Raw genomic sequence first — 16,363 nt, 5'->3', positions numbered from 1 at the left:
CGTGCCGCGCCTGGCCGAGCGGCCCGCCGCACTCCGACTACGGACAGCAATTCACCATTACCCACAGTCAGATTGATGGCATGCTGACGGACGGCCCACACCGCCGTCCGTCTCCGGAAAGTCCCGATGTCCCGGTCCACCCCCCGCCGCCGCCCAGCGGCCCGCCGCCACCCCGCCACCGTCACCGACCGCGCGCTCCGCGCCCACCTGGCCGCCGCCACCCTGCCGGCCTGCGCCCTCGGCGCCGCGCTGCCCGGCCTCGCCGACAGCCTGCGCCACTGCCACCCGGCCACCGGGGTCACCCCGCCCATGCTGATGCTGCTGGTGGCGATGTTCGTCGGCGGGTACGAGGTGCGGGCGGTGGAGCTGGGGCGGGCGCTGCTGCGGCCGGGCCTGCTGCTGAGCGGTCTCGCGGTGGCGCTGCTGCTGCGGATGGTGGTGCTGCTGGGCGCCGAGCGGGCGGTGGGGTGCTGGCCGGACCACCGGGAGGCGCTCTGGCTGGTGGTGGGGCTCTCGCTCACCGCGACCATGCCGGTGGCCGGGGCGGCCCAGACCTGGGGCGCCAAGGCCCAGGCGGACGCCCCGCTCGGGGTGGGCCTGGTGCTCGCCACCACGCTGGCCAGCCCGCTCACCGTGCCGCTCGGCCTGGCCCTGGCCGAGGAGCCGGAGGGCTCCGGCCCCCGCGCGGTGCTCGACGCGCTGGCCCAGGCCGACTCCACCTGCGCCTTCATGGCGCTCTGGGTGGCCGCGCCCTGCCTGGCCGGGATGGCCGCCCGCCGGCTCACCCGGGGCCGGGCCCGGGAGACGGCGCTGCCGTGGCTGCGCCTGCTCGGCCTGGCCAACGCGCTCGGGCTGACCTTCCTCAACGCGGCCGGCGTGGCCGGGGCGATCGGCCACCGGCCGGACCCGCGCCTGGTCGGCCCGGCCCTGCTGGCCGGCGCCGCCGTCTGCGCCCTGCCCTTCCTGGCCGGCTGGCTGACGGCCCGCCGGGCCCGGGCCCGCCGCGACGCGGCGGCCACCCTCACCCTGGCCAGCGGGCTCAACAACACCAGCGCGGCGGCGGCCCTGGCGGGCTGCCAGTTCACCGGCCACCCGGCGGTGCTGCTGCCGATCTTCTTCTACGGCGCGACCCAGCAGCTGCTCGCCGCCTGCCTGCCCCGCCTGCTCCGCCCCCGACCGGGCCCGGACGCCTTCGGCGCCGTTCCGACGCTCCGCCCGGGCCCTGCGGCGACCACCGCCGCGACCTGCGGAGATGTCCCGACGCTAAGCCCCCGCCCAGACTTCACCCACGCGTAGTCACCGTTTAACACCACCCTGGAATGCTCTCTGACATGAACGCCCAGTCCTCCGCGGTGGCCCCGGCCCCGCTCCCGGAGCGCTTCCCGCTCCCCCAGCGGCACCGCCGTGTGCTCGCCTGCGCCGCCGTCGCGGCCTCGATCGCCCTCGGTACGCTCGGCGTCGCCGCGACCGTGGAGACGGTCGGCCAGGCCACCAGCGCCGTCGCCGCGAGCAGATGACCCGCTGACGGGTCAGCCCGCCGCGTTCAGCTCCCGCCGCGAGTGCCGGCCGGGCCCGGGGCCGGGCTGCACCTCCAGCGGGGCCGCGTACCGCGCCGCCGGGGCCCGCAGCACCCAGGCCCGCCCGGCCGGGGCGATCAGCTCCATCCGGCGCAGCAGCTCCAGCGCGTCCCGCCGGAAGCCGGCCAGGTCGGCCAGGTAGCCCCGGCTCCACTGGGCGCCGTGCTCGTCGGTGACGTCGCCCAGCGCGCCGTCTATCAGCGCGTCCGGGATGAGCACGGCCGGCGGCGCGCTCTCCTCGGGCAGCGGGCGCAGCTCCTCCACCAGCCGCTCGACCAGCAGCAGGGCGGCCTGGGTCAGCGTGCCGCCGTCCCCGCCGGCCAGGTCGGTGAGCTCGTCGGCCGGGTCGAGCAGGGCGATGCCCTCGGCCCGGATCTCGGCCTCCAGGCCGAGGAAGTCGGCGAACAGCGCGGCCTCGGCCGCCTCCCGCCCGGCCAACCAGGCCCGCTCGGGGCCGGAGAGCTCGTCGAGCAGCACCACCGGCGATTCGGCCAGGCGCCGCCGCACGGCCAGCGCCGGGGTGCCGGCGGCGGGGGCGGCCAGCGGGCCGAGCGCCCGGGCCAGCTCGTGGTCGGCGCCGTGCTGGGTGAGCACCCGCCAGTGGGCCAACAGCCGCCGCACGGCCTCGTCGGTGATCTCGGCCGGCCGGCCCTCGGCCAGCGCGCCGAGCGCCCGCACCAGCTCCGCGTACCCGGCCGGGCCGAAGCCGGCCAGGCCGCGCCCAGGCAGCCCGGCCTTGTGCAGCCGGGCGTAGGAGTCGCCGATGGTCAGCGGGTAGCCGAGCACGGTCAGGAAGCGCTCGGCCAGCCAGTCGGCGTGACGGCGGATCAGTCGGAAGCCGGCGCCGTGCGGCCCGGCGGCCGTGACCAGCGGATGGGCCGCCAGCAGCCGGGCGGCGGTGCGGCGTTCGACCGCGGTGGCGTGCGGGGTGGAGCCGGGGGCCTGCTCGGGCTTGCGGTGCCGGCCGCGCCGGCTGCCGGCCGGCAGCAGCTCGGCGGCGGGCACCACGTCCCGCTCGGCCCGGCGGGCCCCGCGCCCGGCCCGGCGCGGCTGCGGCACCCGGACGGTCGGCCCGTGCCACCAGCTGAGCTGAGCGGCCTCGGCCCCGGCGGTGCCGCCCAGGTGGCGGGCGCCGTAGAGCCCGAAGGCGGCGGTGAAGAGCTCGTGCGCGGCCTCCGCCTCGGCGGTGGCCAGCCGTTCGGCCAGCGCCAGGTGCACGTCGGCCCGCACGGCGGCGGTGAGCTGCCCCGCCCCCGCCCCGCGACCACCTGTCACGCCCCCGGCGCCCTCCCCGGGGCCGGTCGCGTACTCGTACTGCTCCATGTCGCCCACCAGACTAGACGCTGACCCGCCCCGCCCGTGGCACTCCCCCTCCGACCGGGCCGTGGCACCCCGTCAGGAAGCACCCTGGCTACGCGCCAGTAACAACCCCTTCCCCCACCCCGGCGGCGTCGCTTATGGTCACCGTCATGCCGAACCTGCCCAACGTCGTCCTCTGGTCGATACCCGCCTTCGTGCTGCTCACCGTCCTGGAGATCGTCTCCCTCCGGTTCCATCCGGACGAGGAGGAGCAGGGGTACGGCGCCAAGGACACCGCGACCAGTCTCACCATGGGCATCGGCAGCCTGCTCTTCGACGCCGGGTGGAAGATCCCGATCGCGCTGATCTACTCCGCCCTCTACGAGCTGACGCCGCTGCGGGTGCCGGTGCTCTGGTGGACGGTGCCGCTCATGCTGCTCGCCCAGGACTTCTGCTACTACTGGTCGCACCGGGGCCACCACGTGATCCGGGTGCTCTGGGCCTGCCACGTGGTGCACCACTCCAGCAGGCACTACAACCTCTCCACCGCGCTGCGGCAGCCCTGGACCAGCACCACGGTCTGGGTGTTCTACGTGCCGATGATCCTGCTGGGCGTGCACCCGGCCGCGCTGGCCTTCTGCTCCTCGGCCAACCTGGTCTACCAGTTCTGGATCCACACCGAGCGGATCGACAAGCTGCCCCGGCCGTTCGAGTTCCTCTTCAACACCCCCTCGCACCACCGCGTCCACCACGCCTCGCAGGGCGGTTACCTGGACCGCAACTTCGGTGGCATCCTGATCGTGTTCGACCGGATGTTCGGCTCGTTCACCCCCGAGACCACCAAGCCGGTCTTCGGCCTGACCAAGAACATCGAGACCTACAACCCGCTGCGGGTGGCCACCCACGAGTACGCCTCGATCGCCCGCGACATCGCCGCCACGCCCGCCTGGGGCGACAAGCTGCGCTACCTCGTCAAGGGTCCGGGCTGGCAGCCCGGCCCGACCGACCGCCCGGAGGGCACCCCCGCATGACCATCACCCGACGCCTGCGCGCCGCCCGCGGCCTGCTCTCCGGCTACGCCGCTGCCTCGGCCGCCCACCTCGGGGCCATCGTCACCGGGGCGGGCCTGCTCCAGAACGCGACCAAGCCCGCGCTGATGCCGCTGCTCGCCGCGCACAGCCTGGCCACCGCCGAGGACGCCCCCAAGCTGCTCGCCCCGGCCCTGCTGCTCAGTGCGGGCGGCGACGTGGCGCTGCAGTTCGGCCACGACACGGCCTTCCTGGCCGGCATGGGCTCCTTCGCGGCGGCGCACGTCTGCTACGTGACCATGTTCGTCAAGCGCGGCGCCCTCTCCGACCGCAAGCGCAGCGCGCTGGTCGCGGCGGCCTACGCGGCGGCCTGGGCCGTGATGATCACCCAGCTCTGGCCGGGCCTGGGCGACCTCAAGCTGCCGGTCGCGCTCTACAGCCTGCTGCTCGCCTCCACCGCCGTCACCTCGGCCGGGATCAACTGGCGGGCGGGCCTGGGCGGCGGGCTCTTCCTGCTCTCCGACACCCTGATCGCCACCCAGCTGGCGAAGTGGAAGGAGCTGCCGGGTCACGAGTTCTGGATCATGGCCACCTACGTGGTCGCCCAGTACCTGCTGGCCACCGGCGCCCTCAAGCACCAGGCCGAGACCGCCGAGCCGCACGCGAAGCTCAGCGCCCCGGCGGTCGCCACGGGACGCTGAGCTCGGAACGGCCAGGGGCTCGGCTCAGAGCCGGGCCCCGTCGTCCCCGTTCCTGCGGCGCAGCGCCCAGAAGCCGCCCACCCCGGCGGCCAGCAGCGCCCCGCCGGTGGCCAGCTGACCGGCCGGCGCCCCGACCGAGCCGCCGAGCCCGGTGTGCACGGCCCCGTGCGGGCTCTTCTCCCCGCCGCTGGAGCCCTGGCTCCAGGAGTTGGACGAGCCGGAGGAGCCGGTCGAGGTGTCCGGGCTCCAGCTGCCGGTGCCGCCGGTACCGCCGGAGCCCTTGCCGGCCAGGTTGACCTGGACGGCCCCGGTGAAGGTGTCGCCGTTCGGGCAGCTGCCGTCGATGCCCCAGCTGTTGCCCTTGCCCGCCTTGTCCGGGCCCTTCCCGGCGAACTCCTCCTTGGAGGCCAGCAGCGCGGAGCCCGCGTACTTGCCGTCGGGGCCGACGGTGAGGGTGGCCGAGCCGGTGGAGAACGCCTGCGAGTTGGCGGTGATCGTCTTCACCGAGCTGGTCTCGCAGGTGACGCTCACCTGCACGCTCTGCCCGGGCGACGCCTCGGCCGGGCTGACCCAGGCCGGCTCCACGTCCTTGCCCGGACTGTTCGGCGCCGCCGAGCCGCTGCCGAAGCCGAGCAGCGGCGCTCCGACCAGCGTCCCGGCGCCGACGAGACCGGCGATGGCCATCCGCGTGAGGCCCATGGCCTACCTCCAGGTTCTCGGGTGCCGCCGGGGGACTCCGTCGTCCCGGTGAGCGAACGGCTACACCCTGTCACCTCAAGACGCTAGGCACCCGCACCCGCCCCGGCCACCGTTCGACACCCGTTCGAGGCGTTACCCGAGGTCGAGGTCGACCACGACGGGCGCGTGGTCCGAGGTGCCCTTGCCCTTCCGGGCTTCGCGGTCCACGTAACTGTCGGTCACCGCGTCGGCGAAGGCCTTGTTCGCGTAGGTGAGGTCGATCCGGATGCCCAGGTTCTTCGGGAAGCCCAGCCCGCGGTAGTCCCAGAAGGTGTACGGCCGGTCGTACTTCAGCGCCCGCGGCATCACGTCGGCCAGGCCGGTCTCGCGCAGCGCGGTCAGCGCGGCCCGCTCCAGCTCCGTCACGTGCGTCTGGCCCTCGAACACCTTCGGGTCGTACAGGTCCTCGTCCGTGGGCGCCACGTTGAAGTCGCCCAGCACCGCGAACGGCCGCTCGCCCGCCGCGTCCGCCGCCACGGCCGTGCGCAGCGCCTCCAGCCACTCCAACTTGTAGTGGTAGTGCGCGTGGCCGACCTCGCGCCCGTTCGGCACGTACACCGACCAGACCTTGACCGGCCCGCAGACCGCGCCGATCGCCCGCGGCTCGGTCTCCGGCAGCAGCGCGCCGTCGGCCAGGAAGCCGGGCTGCCCGGGCACGTCACGGACCACGTCCTCGAGCCCGATCTTCGACAGGATCGCCACCCCGTTCCACCGCCCGGTGCCGTAGGCGGCCGTCTCGTACCCGAGCTCCTTCACGGCCTCGTACGGGAAGGCGTCGGAGGCGCACTTGAGCTCCTGCAGGCAGAGCACGTCCGGCTGCGCCGAGGCCAGCCACTCCAGCAGCTTGGGCAGCCGGGCGGTGACGGAGTTGATGTTCCAGGTGGCGACGCGGATGGTCACGAGGGACGGCCTTCCCACAGCGGTACGGACGGGGCGAGCCACCCACGGGCGGCCCACCCCGAACATACCGCCCACCCCTGACAGCACTGGTAGGGGCGCGGGGAACTGCGCGCCCAGCCACCCTCATCGCAGACTGTTGCGCCCCCGGCTCCCCCGCCCTGCCCGGGTTATCGCCTGCTCGGCCAGACCACCGCAGCGGAGCCCCCGCCCCGACGCACCGGCTCGGCAGCGGCCACCCACCGCCCGTCCGGCAGCCGCTCCACACCCGTGGCCGCCCCGATCTCCCCCGCATTGGTGAAGCTCTGCCCCAGCGCCTGCAACCCCGCCACATCGGGCCCGTTCAAGAACGCCGGCTCCGCGCCGCTGGTCACCGCGTTGCGCTGGCTGGCCCGCGGAGCGGCGATCGCCTGCTCCAGGGTCAGCCCCCGGTCGATCCGGCCGAGCAGCACCTGGAGCGTGGTGGTGATGATGGTGGCCCCGCCCGGCGAGCCCGCCGCGAAGAACGGCTTGCCGTCCTTGAGCACGATGGTCGGCGAGATCGAGGACCGCGGCCGCTTGCCCGGCCCCGGCAGGTTCGGGTCCGGCACGCCGGCCACCAGCGGGGTGAAGTTGAAGTCGGTCAGCTCGTTGTTGAGCAGGAAACCCCGGCCCGGCACGGTGATGCCGCTGCCGCCGGTCTGCTCGATCGTCATGGTGTACGAGACCACGTTGCCCCAGCGATCGGCCACCGTCAGGTGGGTGGTGTTGGGGCCCTCGTAGCCGGTGGGCACGGCCGGGCCGGCCGAGCCGCAGGCGGCGGGGTGGTACGGGTCACCGGGGGCCAGCGGGCTGGTCAGCGCGTGCCCGGGGTCGATCAGGCAGGCCCGGGCCTTGGCGTAGGCGGGCGAGAGCAGCTGCCTGGTCGGCACGTCCACCGCCTTCGGGTCGCCGACCCAGCGGTTGCGGTCGGCGAAGGCGATCCGGCTGGCCTCCAGGAAGTGGTGCAGGTACTGGGTCTGGCTCATCGAGGCCAGGTCGAAGGTGCCCAGGATGCCCAGCGCCTCGCCGGTGGTGGTGCCGCCGGAGGAGGAGGGCGCGATGCCGTACACGTCGTCGCCCCGGTACTTCACGTGGGTCGGCGCCTGCGCCCGCACCCGGTACGCCGCCAGGTCGGTGGTGTCCACCGTGCCGGGCCGGGCGTTCCGGCCGGAGGCCGGGTCGACCGGCGGGTGGGCGATGGTGTCGGCGATCTCGGCGGCCAGCGGGCCGTGGTAGAAGGCCTGCACCCCCTGGCGCCCGAGCTCGCGGTAGGTGGCGGCCAGGTCGGGGTTCTTCAGCCGGCTGCCGACCACCGGCAGCTGCCCGCCGGGCAGGAAGAGCGCCCTGGTGGCCGGGAAGTCCTTGAACCGGGCCTGGTTGAGGGCGGTCTGGTCCTGGAAGGTCTGGTCGACCACGAAGCCCTGCTCGGCGATCTTCTCGGCCGGCTTGAACACCTCGCCCAGCGAGCGGGTTCCCCACTTCTTCAGCGCCTCGGACCAGACCGCCGGCGTGCCGGGCACCCCGACCGACCGGCCGCTGGTCACGGCGTCGGCGAAGGCCAGCGGCTTCCCGTTCTCCAGGAAGAGCGACTGGTCGGCCGTCCGGGAGGCGGTCTCCCGCCCGTCCAGCGTCTCCACCTTCCCGGTCCGGGCGTCGTAGTGGACGAAGTACCCGCCGCCGCCGAGCCCGCCGGAGTACGGCTCGGTCACCCCGAGCGCCGCCGCCGTGGCAATCGCGGCGTCCACCGCGTTCCCGCCCTTGCGCAGCACCTCGATCCCCGCCGCGGTGGCGTCGGCGTCCACGCTGGCCACCGCCCCGCCGTACCCCACCGCCTCCGGGCTCTTCGGTGTCGCAGTGTCCGCCTGGGCGGGCACGACGGTGCCCCCGATCAGCGCGGCGGCCAGCGCCGCAGCGGGGGCGAGACGGCCGAGTGTTCTCATATGTCCTCCTGAGCCGTGGTCAACTCCCCGTTCCTACACACCTTTTGTAACATCCACAACAGGGCCTCGCCGAACGGCCGGTCAGCCCCGCAGGGTGGCCACCGCCAGCGCGGTGACGGCACCGATCGCGCGGTTGACGGCGGCCTCGTCCGAGCCGGGCCGGGCCCGGGTGAAGACCGCCGCCGCGTACTGCCCGCCGTCGGGGTGGGTGACCACGCCGATCTCGTTGCGCACCACGCCGAACAGGCTGCCGCTCTTGGCCGCGACCTGCACCGGCGGCCGGAAGGCGCTCGCGATCCGGTGCCGGGTCAGCTGGCGGGCCATCACCGTGCGCACCCGGGCGCAGGCCTCGGCCGGCCCGGCCCGGTCGGTCCAGATCAGCCGCAGCAGCTCGGTCATCTCGCGCGGCGTGCTGCGGGTGCCGCGCTCCGGGTCGAGGGCCCGGCAGCCGAGCAGGAGTTCGTCGGGCCGGGCGTGCTCCTCGGGCCCGGCGCCGGCCGCCCAGGCCGAGGCGGCGGCCCAGTCGGCATGGCCGAGGTCCCGGCCGACGGAGTCGAGCATGGTGCGCAGGTCGGAGTCGAGCACGGTGGCGCTCAGGCCGAGCCGGGCCGCCGTCCGGTTGACCGCCTCGACGCCGAACCGGCCCAGCAGGGCGTCGGTGGCGAGGTTGTCGCTGATGGTGAGCATCAGCACGACCAGGTCCCGCCAGGAGACCACGGCCTCGTCGCTGAACAGGGAGGTGCCGACCGGCCCCGGTGTCCGGTCGGCCCCGGTCAGCCGCACGGGCTCGCGCGGGTCCAACCGACCCTCGGCGAACCAGGTCTCGGCCTCCAGGGCGATCTGCACCTTGGACACCGAGGCGAGCACCACCGGCCCGTCGGCGCCCAGTGCCACCTCGGCGTCGTCCTGCAGCGAGCGGACGCACAACACCCCGGTGCAGCCGGCCCGTTCGAAGATCTCGCGGATGTCATCGGTCACCCGGCGATCCTCGCACGCCGGTCAACCGCCGAGGAGTTCGGCACCCGGGGCCAGGCTCAGGCCGGCCTCGGCGAGGAAGGCGTCGAGGGCGATGGCGCAGTCCTCGGTGCCGTCCTCCCAGACGGTGATCAGGTGGGATTCACCGCTGTCCCAGGTCTCCACGTCCGGGCTCGGGTGCTGTTCCACGCTGCCCTCGCCGTGGCGGTAGCGCAGGTGGAGGTACTGGCCGTGGGTGGTCCAGGCGTCCCACTGGGAGGGCGCGGCGGGGCAGGTCTGCACCACGCGGGCGAGCACCACGTCCTCGTACAGCTCGCCCGTGGGCTCCTCCTCGGTGAGCACCAACTCGTCGGCCAGCCCGAGCAGTCGGACGCCTCCCCCGGCGAAGCAGAGCGTGGCACCGACCGGTGCGGCGGCGCCGGTGGCACGGATCTCGCGGACGGAGCGGACGGGCTGCCCCACGTACCGGCTGAGCGGCACCTCGGGGGCGTCGTGGCTGACCGAGACCCGGCCGCGCGCGCTGATCGGGTACGGCTCGTGCGGTTCGTCGCCGCGCAGCACCAGGCCGGTGCCCGGGGTGTCGATCAACACCGGGCCCAGGCCCTCCAGGTGCAGCCAGAGGTGCACCAGTGACGGCACGTCGGCCGAGCAGTGGTGCCAGGCCGCGGTCACCCGGAGCAGGCGCCGACCGAGCAGGTCGCGGGCGGTGAGATCCCCGTTGTCGATCATCCGCCGATGCTCGCACGCCACCGGCCCCGCCGGACACCCCAATACGCGGCGGACTGCCCGTCCGGGCAGTCCGCCGCAGCCCTCGGTCAGCCCAGCGGGAGCTCGACGAAGGACTCGCCGCCGGCCGGGGAGCCGATCTTGAGGGTGCTGTACTCGAGGTTGGCGTCCGAGTAGAGCTTGTCCTTGCCGTTGACCACCAGCAGCACCCGGTGGTCGGCCGCCAGGTCGTAGGCCGCGGCCTGGAGCGCCCAGTCGACCGTGACGGGCTGCTCCGCCGTGGCGCCGGTCAGGGTGTACGGCTCGTGGGTGATGATCCGGGCGGTGCCGTCCGGTGCCAGGTCGAAGAGGTAGGCCACCAGGGTGAGCTCGGTGCCGACCCCGGTCACGGTGAGCCTGAGCTTCGGGATGCCGCGGAGGCGGCGGGCGCCCGGCTCGGAGACCCAGCTGCCGAGGTACCGGGGGTCGAACTTGCCGGTCTGGTAGACCACCGGCTCGCCCCTCCACTCGGCCTGACCGCTGGTCAGCAGCTCACCGGCGTTGGCCTCGGTGTAGGTGCCGGTGGTGAACGGCACCGTCCAGCCGGCCGTCGGCGTGGGGGCGAGCGGGCCGTCCTGGCTGCCGGGCCGGGTGGCGCCGAGGTAGAGCCTCTCCGTGCCGGTGGTCACCTCCTGCCAACTGCCCTTGCCCTCCCGCACCTCGGGCGTGAACATCACCTGGCTGGTGACCTGCGGCCAGCCGGGCACCTCGTTCCGCTTGCCGAGCACGTGGTGGTCCAGCCAGGCGAACGCCTCCTCCACCGGCAGGTTCGGCCCGGACCACGGGATGGAGAGCCCGGCGCCCTCGGGCGCGGCGTGGTCGCCGATCCAGAGGTTGAGGTGCTTGGGCACGGTCAGCGCGTTGAAGACGTCCAGCACCTCGTTGACCGGGAAGAGCGTCTCGTGCCAGGTGTTGGAGAAGAAGGTCGGCACCTGCCGGGTGTTGGTCTCCTCCGCGTAGCGCTGCGGCGAGCGCTCGTCGGCCCACGCGCGGACGTAGTCGAGGTTCTCGCCCTCGCGGAAGCAGCGGAGGATCTCCCGGGTGGCCGGGTCGAACTTCCGCTCCTCCGGGCCGCCGGTGAAGCCGACCAGCGCCTTGACGGCCTCCAGGTGCCGGGTGTCGTTGCCCAGCAGCGCGGTGCCCAGGTGGCCCCAGGTGCTCAGCGCCACCACGGCGTCCACCCGGGCGGCCGAGTCGTGGGCGGCCGCCAGCTGGCTGATCCCGGAGCCGTAGGACTCGCCGAAGAAGACCACCTTGCTCGGCTCGAAGTACTGCTGGGCGTAGTCGATCATCGTCGAGGCGTCATACCAGTCGTTCGGGCCGGCCACGTCCACGTACCCCTGGGAAGTCCAGAACATGTCCAGGAAGGCGCCGTTGCCGAGGTTGACCGTCTGCCCGATGCCGCGCGGGGTGTAGGCGAGCACGTGGTAGCCGCGCTGGGCCAGCTGCAGGTAGAGGTACTCGAAGATCACCCAGCCCAGCGGCGTCCACCCGGCGGGGACGATCACCACCGGGCGGGGCTCGCCACCGCTGAGCTTGATGCTGTGCGCCGAGAGCCGGATGCCGTCGTGCGCCGTGACGTACGGGAAGTCGAGCTCGGAGATCTGCTGGACCTCCTGGACCAGCTGCTGCAACTCCGGAGTGAGCAGGGGTCGTTCGGCCGTGCCCTGGATGGTGGCCACCAGCGCCTCACCCACCGTGGCCGCCGCCGGGTTGACGGCCGGGCCCTGGGCCCAGAGGCCGTGCTCGGCGATCTGGGCCAGCGTGGCCGCGGTGACCGGAGTGGTCTGGTTCTCCTCGTTCTCGGTCATGGCTGTGCTCCCTCTCGTCAGGACGTGATCAGGGGGTACGTGCGCACGTGCCATGATTGACGAGCCCGGTCCGTATACCTACCGATTCCCGTCGGCTTCACTCGAAATGCTGACGGGTCGTCAGATGATTGACGCGCAACCAGGGCGTCAGTCAGTCGAGTTGAGCAACCCCAGGTCGGCGAAGAGCTCCCGGCACCAGGCCAGCGCGGAGCCGAGCTCCCGCCACTGGGCGTGCTCGGGCACCAGGTACGGGAAGACGTACGCCTCGGCCGCGCTCTCGGCCGGCAGGTCCTCCGCCCGGCAGTCGTAGCCCGGCCGCCCGTACCGGTCCTCCTTCAACCGCCGGGCCAGCTCGCGCTCCTGGCCGTCCCAGACGGCGAACCAGAGCCGGCGCAGCATCGCCGGATGGGCAGCGGCGAAGACCAGTCGGCCGATGTCGAGCGGCTCGCCCGCCGAGATCACCTTGGCCATCGCGGTGTACCGGGCGGCCGGCCTGCCGTGGTGCACGGCGTAGCCGGACCAGATCTCCACGCTGTGGCCGGCCGCGACGATGGCCGCGCTGAGCGCGGCGAGCGCCAGGCCGCGGTGCCGGATCGCCGCGTGCGGGGTGGTGTTGGCGTACACGGCCGGGATCAGGAAGGTCACCACCTTGCCGACCCGGGAGACCCGGCGGGGCATCAGGTCGACCATGCACTCGGGCTCTCCGCCGAGGTAGGCGCCGATGTCCACCTCGGCGCCGGTCACGTCCCAGACCGGTTCGAGCCGCAGCCGCGGGGCGGTGAGCCCGGCCCGCTCGCGCAGGGCGGCGACGCTCACCCGCTCCTCGCTCAGCGGCTGCTGCCAGCCCTCGGCGGCCAGCCGCAGCGCATCGGCCCAACTCGCCCCGGACCAGGCGGAGTCGCCGTGCCGGCCGGAGCCGTCCGGGATCGACTCCGGCGCCTGCGCGGCATCCAGGAACTCCTGCCAGGAGAGCATCGGCGCCAGCTGGACCCCCACCGGGCCGCTCATGCCGCCGCCTTCGGCTCCGCCAGGCCCAGCGCGGTGCGGTGGGCGGCCGACAGGCCGCGGGTGACCCGCCAGCGCAGCACCTGGTCCAGGCTGGCCCCGGCCTCCAGGAGTCGGGCCCCGTCGATGCCGGCCCGCGGCGAGAAGACCAGCGGCAGCCCCTTCTCGGCCACGATCCGGCGCAACCGCCTTACCTCATTGAGCAATTGGCGGGCCTCCTGCTGGTGTGAGGGGGCGTGGCCGAGCACCAGGCGGTGCTCCAGCTTCTCGTCGATCGGCACGTCCAGCACGGTGAACCGGTCCAGGGTGGCGGCGTCCAGCGCCTGCCGGCCCACGTACCGGTGGTCGGCGCCGTGGCCGTAGGTGTTGGCGGTGGCGACCAGCCGGAAGTCCTCGTGCGCGGCCACCATGCCGTCGGCGAAGGCGCAGACCCGCAGCGCCAGCGCCTGGTTGAGCTCGCCGAGCAGGCCCGGGTGCCCGTTGTCCAGCTCGTCGAGCAGCATCACCCCACCGTGCTCGAAGGCCCGGCGGAACGGGGTGTCGTGGTAGTTGCCGTGCGCGTCGTAGTAGCCGAACACCTTGCTCATCGGCGTGGTCGGCCCGAGCGAGAGGGTCTGCAACTCCTGCCCCAGCGCCTCGGCGGCGTGCTTGGCCAGCATCGACTTGCCCGTCCCGGCCGGGCCGACCAGCAGCACGTGGCAGCGGGCCCGCAGCGCGACCAGCAGCTCCGGCAGCATCCGGTGGGTGTCCGCCTCCAGCCGGACGGTCCGCCCGGTCGGCAGCACCACCCGCACGACCGGCGGGGTGGCCTCGGCCAGTTCGGCCCTGAGCCGGTCCACCGCCGCCGGCAGTGCCGCCTGGAGCACCTCGCGGGCCGCACCGCCGGCGATCCGCCGCACCCGCAGCTCGTACTCGGTCAGCCGGAAGTCCAGCAGCCGCTCCACCGCCTCGCCGGCGATCGCGTCGATCGCCCGCAGCTCCTCGGCGTCGGCGGTCCGGATCGCCTCGGCCACCTCCCGCCGCACGTCCCGCCCCAACCGCTCCGCCAGACCAGGCAGTTCGCGCCCCAGCGCATCCCCGACGGCCTGGTCCAGCGCCGGCTCCCCGACCCGCCGGAAGACCTCCCGCGCCACCTCCCCGGCGATCTCCTCGATCTCCGCCCGCGCCTGCGCCCGCATCACCGCACCTCCCCCGCCACGCCCCGCCGCGCCGCCCGCCGCACCCGCAGCTGCGCCCGCCCCCGCACCTTCCGCCCGGCCCTGCGCCGAGCCCGCTGCCACCTCATCCCGCTTCTCCTCCCCCGCCGTTCCGACTGCGGCCGGTCGACCGCTGCCCGGAGCGTAGATCCGCCGCTCCGGGACCGGTCCCGGAGCGCGCGCGTACGCTGGGATGCGGGACCAGGAGGGGGGAAACGACCTTGGAGACCAGGGAGTTCATGCCGCAGGTGCTGCCCGCCTCGATGCGGGGGCTGGCGGGCGGGGTGCCGGAGGCGCCGGCCGGCACGGTCTTCGCGCTGGCGGCGGACGGCGGGTTCGCGGTGCCGCCGCGGCGGTTCACGCTGTACTTCGGCCGCGGGTCGGCCGACGTGCACGTGGCGATCGGCACCGACGACCCGTACGTGAGCCGGCGGCACGGCACGCTGAGCTGCGACGGGGAGGCGGCCCGCCCGGAGTGGTGGCTGCGCAACACCGGGCGGCTGCCGATCCGCCTGCCCGGTGAGACACTGCTGCTCTCCGGCCACGAGCAGCCCCTCACCCCCGGCTACACCCCCCTGTTGATCGGCTCGCCGGGCCGCCGCTCGCACCTCCTGGAAGTCTACGTGGTCGGGGCCCTCGCCCCCGACGGCGCCGACCGCTCCCTCGCCGCCACCCGCTCGGCCGAGATCCACGTGCTCACCCCGGTCGAACGCCTGGTGCTGACCGCGCTGGCCCAGCGCTACCTCCGCCAGGAGCGCTACCCCCAGCCGGTCTCCTGGAAGCAGGTCGCCGACGACCTCAACCGCGCCCACCCCGACCGCGAATGGACCCCCAAGTCCACCGCCCACCTGGTCAGCACCGTCCGCGAACGCCTCGCCACCGGCCCCCACCCCGTCCCCGGCCTCCTCCGCGAGGACGGCGTCGGCGAGCCCGTCGGCAACACCCTCAACCACAACCTCATCCAGGCCCTCCTCACCTCCGCCACCCTCCTCCCCGGCGACCTCGCCCTGCTGGCGGATCCGCTCTGACCGTGCCTCGGCAGGCGGCCCGACCCGTTCTTCGGATACCACCCACCCCGCCGAGTGCCGCCTGCTAGCGTTCCGCGCCATGACGATCACACAGAAGGTGGCGGCCGCCGCCGTCCTGGCGCTCACCCTGGCCGGCACGGCCACCACCAGTGCCTCGGCGGCCACCACCACCCTGCCGACCATGAACACCGCCCACCACTGCGTGCGCCACACCACCGGCGTCTGCGGCTGGAACGTCGGCGTGCGCCCGGCCAACCGGTACGAGACGGCCGCCTGCTACGACGGCAGCCGGTCCTACTCGGCCCACTCCAGCGGCACCTGCTCGTACCACCGCGGCGTCCGCTACTGGTTCAAGTAGGCCGCCGACGGGGGTCGGCCCCAGTGCGGCACCGGCCCCCGCACCCCGCTCCGGCTTGGCGAATTCGCGCCGCTGACCGACCGGGCCGGAGGCCGTACGCTCGCCGGTGTCCGGCTCGACCGAGCGCGCGGAAGGCGGCCCCTCGATGCAGCAACCGGTGGCGGGACCCTCGATGCTGCGCCCCGTGGGGGACCCTCGGCCTGGCGGGCCGTCGAACTCTCCGAGGCGGACTGGGTGGTGGCACCCGACCCCGCCGGGGTGGCCCGGGCCGACCAACTGCTGCGCCACGGACTCGGGTTCGCGCTGATCCGGGGTCTCGACCTCGCCGGCCTGACCGACGCCGACTGCCTCCGCGCCGCCCACCGCCTGCTCGCGCCGCTCGGCGCCGCCCACTCCCTGGACGGCCTGCTGACCGCTCCGCCGGCCGATCACCAGGAGGGCCGGCTCGGCCCCCACAGCGACCGGGGCATGCGGCCCGCGCCGCCCCGCCTGCTGGCCCTGCTCTGCATCCGTCCGGCCGCCGAGGGCGGGGATTCGCTGCTGGTCAGCGGTCACACCGTGCACGACGCCCTGCTCGCCACCGCCCCCGAAGCGCTCGCCATCCTCTACCGGCCGGTCCACTTCGGCAGCGAGCCGCCCACCGCCGGGGCCCCCGCCTTCGACCGCCACTACCCGGTCTTCCAGCCCCGCGAGGGCCGCCTCCGGATGCAGTACAACCGCTACTGGATCACCCGCGGCCAGCAGGAGCAGGACGCCCCGCTCACCCCGACCCAACTCGCCGCCCTCGACGCCTTCGACCGAGCGACAGCCGCCCCGGGCACCACCCTCCGCCTCCGCCTGCGCCCCGGCGACCTGCTGGTGGTCGACAACCTCACCGTCCTGCACGGCCGCACCGCCTACACCGACCCGCCCCCACCCGCCCCCGGCCGCTGCCTGGCCCGCATCTGGCTCGACTGACCCGGCAACGCCGCAACACCCCCGCCCGACCGGACGCCGCACAGGGTCCACCCCCCGCCCGCCCGGA

16 protein-coding genes are annotated in these 16,363 nt (G+C 74.4%); 7 read left to right on the top strand and 9 right to left on the bottom strand.

Annotated elements, in window-relative coordinates; genetic code table 11:
- The first annotated feature begins 126 nt into the window (after positions 1-126).
- Both CFP65_RS32255 and CFP65_RS32250 read left to right on the top strand, forming a co-directional pair.
- Positions 127-1,296 carry a hypothetical protein gene (locus tag CFP65_RS32255; RefSeq protein ID WP_104819488.1) on the top strand — a complete coding sequence of 390 codons (1,170 nt, stop codon included), beginning with the start codon at positions 127-129 and terminating at the stop codon, positions 1,294-1,296.
- Positions 1,297-1,331: 35 nt separating this feature from the next.
- A complete protein-coding gene (locus CFP65_RS32250; protein ID WP_104819487.1) occupies positions 1,332-1,517 on the top strand; it encodes a hypothetical protein in 186 nt (61 codons plus the stop codon).
- A 12-nt stretch (positions 1,518-1,529) separates the two neighbouring features.
- Here the strand turns inward: CFP65_RS32250 and CFP65_RS32245 are convergent, their stop codons facing one another.
- Positions 1,530-2,900 carry a DUF2398 family protein gene (locus CFP65_RS32245; protein WP_158702463.1) on the bottom strand — a complete coding sequence of 457 codons (1,371 nt, stop codon included), beginning with the start codon at positions 2,898-2,900 and terminating at the stop codon, positions 1,530-1,532.
- 146 nt (positions 2,901-3,046) lie between these two features.
- Between CFP65_RS32245 and CFP65_RS32240 the strand changes: the two genes are divergently transcribed.
- Positions 3,047-3,907 (top strand): sterol desaturase family protein, encoded by an 861-nt coding sequence (locus CFP65_RS32240; protein WP_104819486.1) that lies wholly within the window; start codon positions 3,047-3,049, stop codon positions 3,905-3,907.
- Positions 3,904-4,605 carry a lysoplasmalogenase gene (locus CFP65_RS32235; protein WP_254552680.1) on the top strand — a complete coding sequence of 234 codons (702 nt, stop codon included), beginning with the start codon at positions 3,904-3,906 and terminating at the stop codon, positions 4,603-4,605. The genes CFP65_RS32240 and CFP65_RS32235 overlap by 4 nt, the downstream gene beginning before the upstream one ends.
- A 24-nt stretch (positions 4,606-4,629) precedes the next feature.
- Here CFP65_RS32235 and CFP65_RS32230 read toward each other — a convergent pair whose 3' ends face one another.
- The 8 genes from CFP65_RS32230 to CFP65_RS32195 form a co-directional block, all read right to left on the bottom strand.
- On the bottom strand, positions 4,630-5,304 hold the full coding sequence (locus tag CFP65_RS32230; protein ID WP_104819485.1) for a hypothetical protein: 675 nt from the start codon (positions 5,302-5,304) through the stop codon (positions 4,630-4,632).
- 132 nt (positions 5,305-5,436) lie between these two features.
- Positions 5,437-6,237, bottom strand: a complete 801-nt coding sequence (locus CFP65_RS32225; protein ID WP_104821283.1) for an exodeoxyribonuclease III — start codon at positions 6,235-6,237, stop codon at positions 5,437-5,439.
- 173 nt (positions 6,238-6,410) lie between these two features.
- Positions 6,411-8,201, bottom strand: coding sequence for a gamma-glutamyltransferase (ggt, locus tag CFP65_RS32220; RefSeq protein ID WP_104819484.1), 1,791 nt, complete (start codon positions 8,199-8,201; stop codon positions 6,411-6,413).
- Between the two features lie 81 nt (positions 8,202-8,282).
- On the bottom strand, positions 8,283-9,179 hold the full coding sequence (locus CFP65_RS32215; RefSeq protein ID WP_104819483.1) for a serine hydrolase: 897 nt from the start codon (positions 9,177-9,179) through the stop codon (positions 8,283-8,285).
- A 21-nt stretch (positions 9,180-9,200) separates the two neighbouring features.
- Positions 9,201-9,905 carry a hypothetical protein gene (locus CFP65_RS41435; protein WP_254552679.1) on the bottom strand — a complete coding sequence of 235 codons (705 nt, stop codon included), beginning with the start codon at positions 9,903-9,905 and terminating at the stop codon, positions 9,201-9,203.
- Positions 9,906-9,991: 86 nt separating this feature from the next.
- Entirely contained in the window at positions 9,992-11,752 is a 1,761-nt protein-coding gene (locus CFP65_RS32205) for an alpha/beta fold hydrolase (protein WP_104819482.1), read from the bottom strand.
- A 147-nt stretch (positions 11,753-11,899) separates the two neighbouring features.
- Complete coding sequence (locus CFP65_RS32200) at positions 11,900-12,760, bottom strand: hypothetical protein (protein ID WP_104819481.1); 861 nt, start codon at positions 12,758-12,760, stop codon at positions 11,900-11,902.
- A complete protein-coding gene (locus tag CFP65_RS32195) occupies positions 12,757-13,935 on the bottom strand; it encodes an AAA family ATPase (RefSeq protein WP_104819480.1) in 1,179 nt (392 codons plus the stop codon). The genes CFP65_RS32200 and CFP65_RS32195 overlap by 4 nt, the downstream gene beginning before the upstream one ends.
- Positions 13,936-14,174: 239 nt before the next feature.
- On the opposite strand from CFP65_RS32195, the gene CFP65_RS32185 reads away from it, so the two are divergent.
- The 3 genes from CFP65_RS32185 (at position 14,175) to CFP65_RS32175 (ending at position 16,296) form a co-directional block, all read left to right on the top strand.
- Complete coding sequence (locus tag CFP65_RS32185) at positions 14,175-14,981, top strand: FHA domain-containing protein (protein ID WP_254552678.1); 807 nt, start codon at positions 14,175-14,177, stop codon at positions 14,979-14,981.
- 79 nt (positions 14,982-15,060) lie between these two features.
- On the top strand, positions 15,061-15,339 hold the full coding sequence (locus CFP65_RS32180) for a DUF3761 domain-containing protein (protein WP_104819479.1): 279 nt from the start codon (positions 15,061-15,063) through the stop codon (positions 15,337-15,339).
- Positions 15,340-15,576: 237 nt separating this feature from the next.
- Positions 15,577-16,296 (top strand): TauD/TfdA family dioxygenase, encoded by a 720-nt coding sequence (locus CFP65_RS32175; protein WP_158702462.1) that lies wholly within the window; start codon positions 15,577-15,579, stop codon positions 16,294-16,296.
- Positions 16,297-16,363 lie beyond the last annotated feature (67 nt).

The sequence above is a fragment of the Kitasatospora sp. MMS16-BH015 genome, assembly GCF_002943525.1.
In the GTDB taxonomy this organism is placed as follows: domain Bacteria; phylum Actinomycetota; class Actinomycetes; order Streptomycetales; family Streptomycetaceae; genus Kitasatospora.
The sequence above is the reverse complement of the archived record's forward strand: the minus strand, read 5'-3'. Positions and strand labels throughout refer to the sequence as shown.

Coding starts and splice junctions, on each gene's coding strand:
- CFP65_RS32255 (WP_104819488.1), top strand. CDS start 127: ATGTCCCGGTCCACCCCCCGCCGCCGCCCAGCGGCCCGCCGCCACCCC.
- CFP65_RS32250 (WP_104819487.1), top strand. CDS start 1,332: ATGAACGCCCAGTCCTCCGCGGTGGCCCCGGCCCCGCTCCCGGAGCGC.
- CFP65_RS32245 (WP_158702463.1), bottom strand. CDS start 2,900: ATGGAGCAGTACGAGTACGCGACCGGCCCCGGGGAGGGCGCCGGGGGC.
- CFP65_RS32240 (WP_104819486.1), top strand. CDS start 3,047: ATGCCGAACCTGCCCAACGTCGTCCTCTGGTCGATACCCGCCTTCGTG.
- CFP65_RS32235 (WP_254552680.1), top strand. CDS start 3,904: ATGACCATCACCCGACGCCTGCGCGCCGCCCGCGGCCTGCTCTCCGGC.
- CFP65_RS32230 (WP_104819485.1), bottom strand. CDS start 5,304: ATGGGCCTCACGCGGATGGCCATCGCCGGTCTCGTCGGCGCCGGGACG.
- ggt (WP_104819484.1), bottom strand. CDS start 8,201: ATGAGAACACTCGGCCGTCTCGCCCCCGCTGCGGCGCTGGCCGCCGCG.
- CFP65_RS41435 (WP_254552679.1), bottom strand. CDS start 9,905: ATGATCGACAACGGGGATCTCACCGCCCGCGACCTGCTCGGTCGGCGC.
- CFP65_RS32205 (WP_104819482.1), bottom strand. CDS start 11,752: ATGACCGAGAACGAGGAGAACCAGACCACTCCGGTCACCGCGGCCACG.
- CFP65_RS32200 (WP_104819481.1), bottom strand. CDS start 12,760: ATGAGCGGCCCGGTGGGGGTCCAGCTGGCGCCGATGCTCTCCTGGCAG.
- CFP65_RS32195 (WP_104819480.1), bottom strand. CDS start 13,935: ATGCGGGCGCAGGCGCGGGCGGAGATCGAGGAGATCGCCGGGGAGGTG.
- CFP65_RS32180 (WP_104819479.1), top strand. CDS start 15,061: ATGACGATCACACAGAAGGTGGCGGCCGCCGCCGTCCTGGCGCTCACC.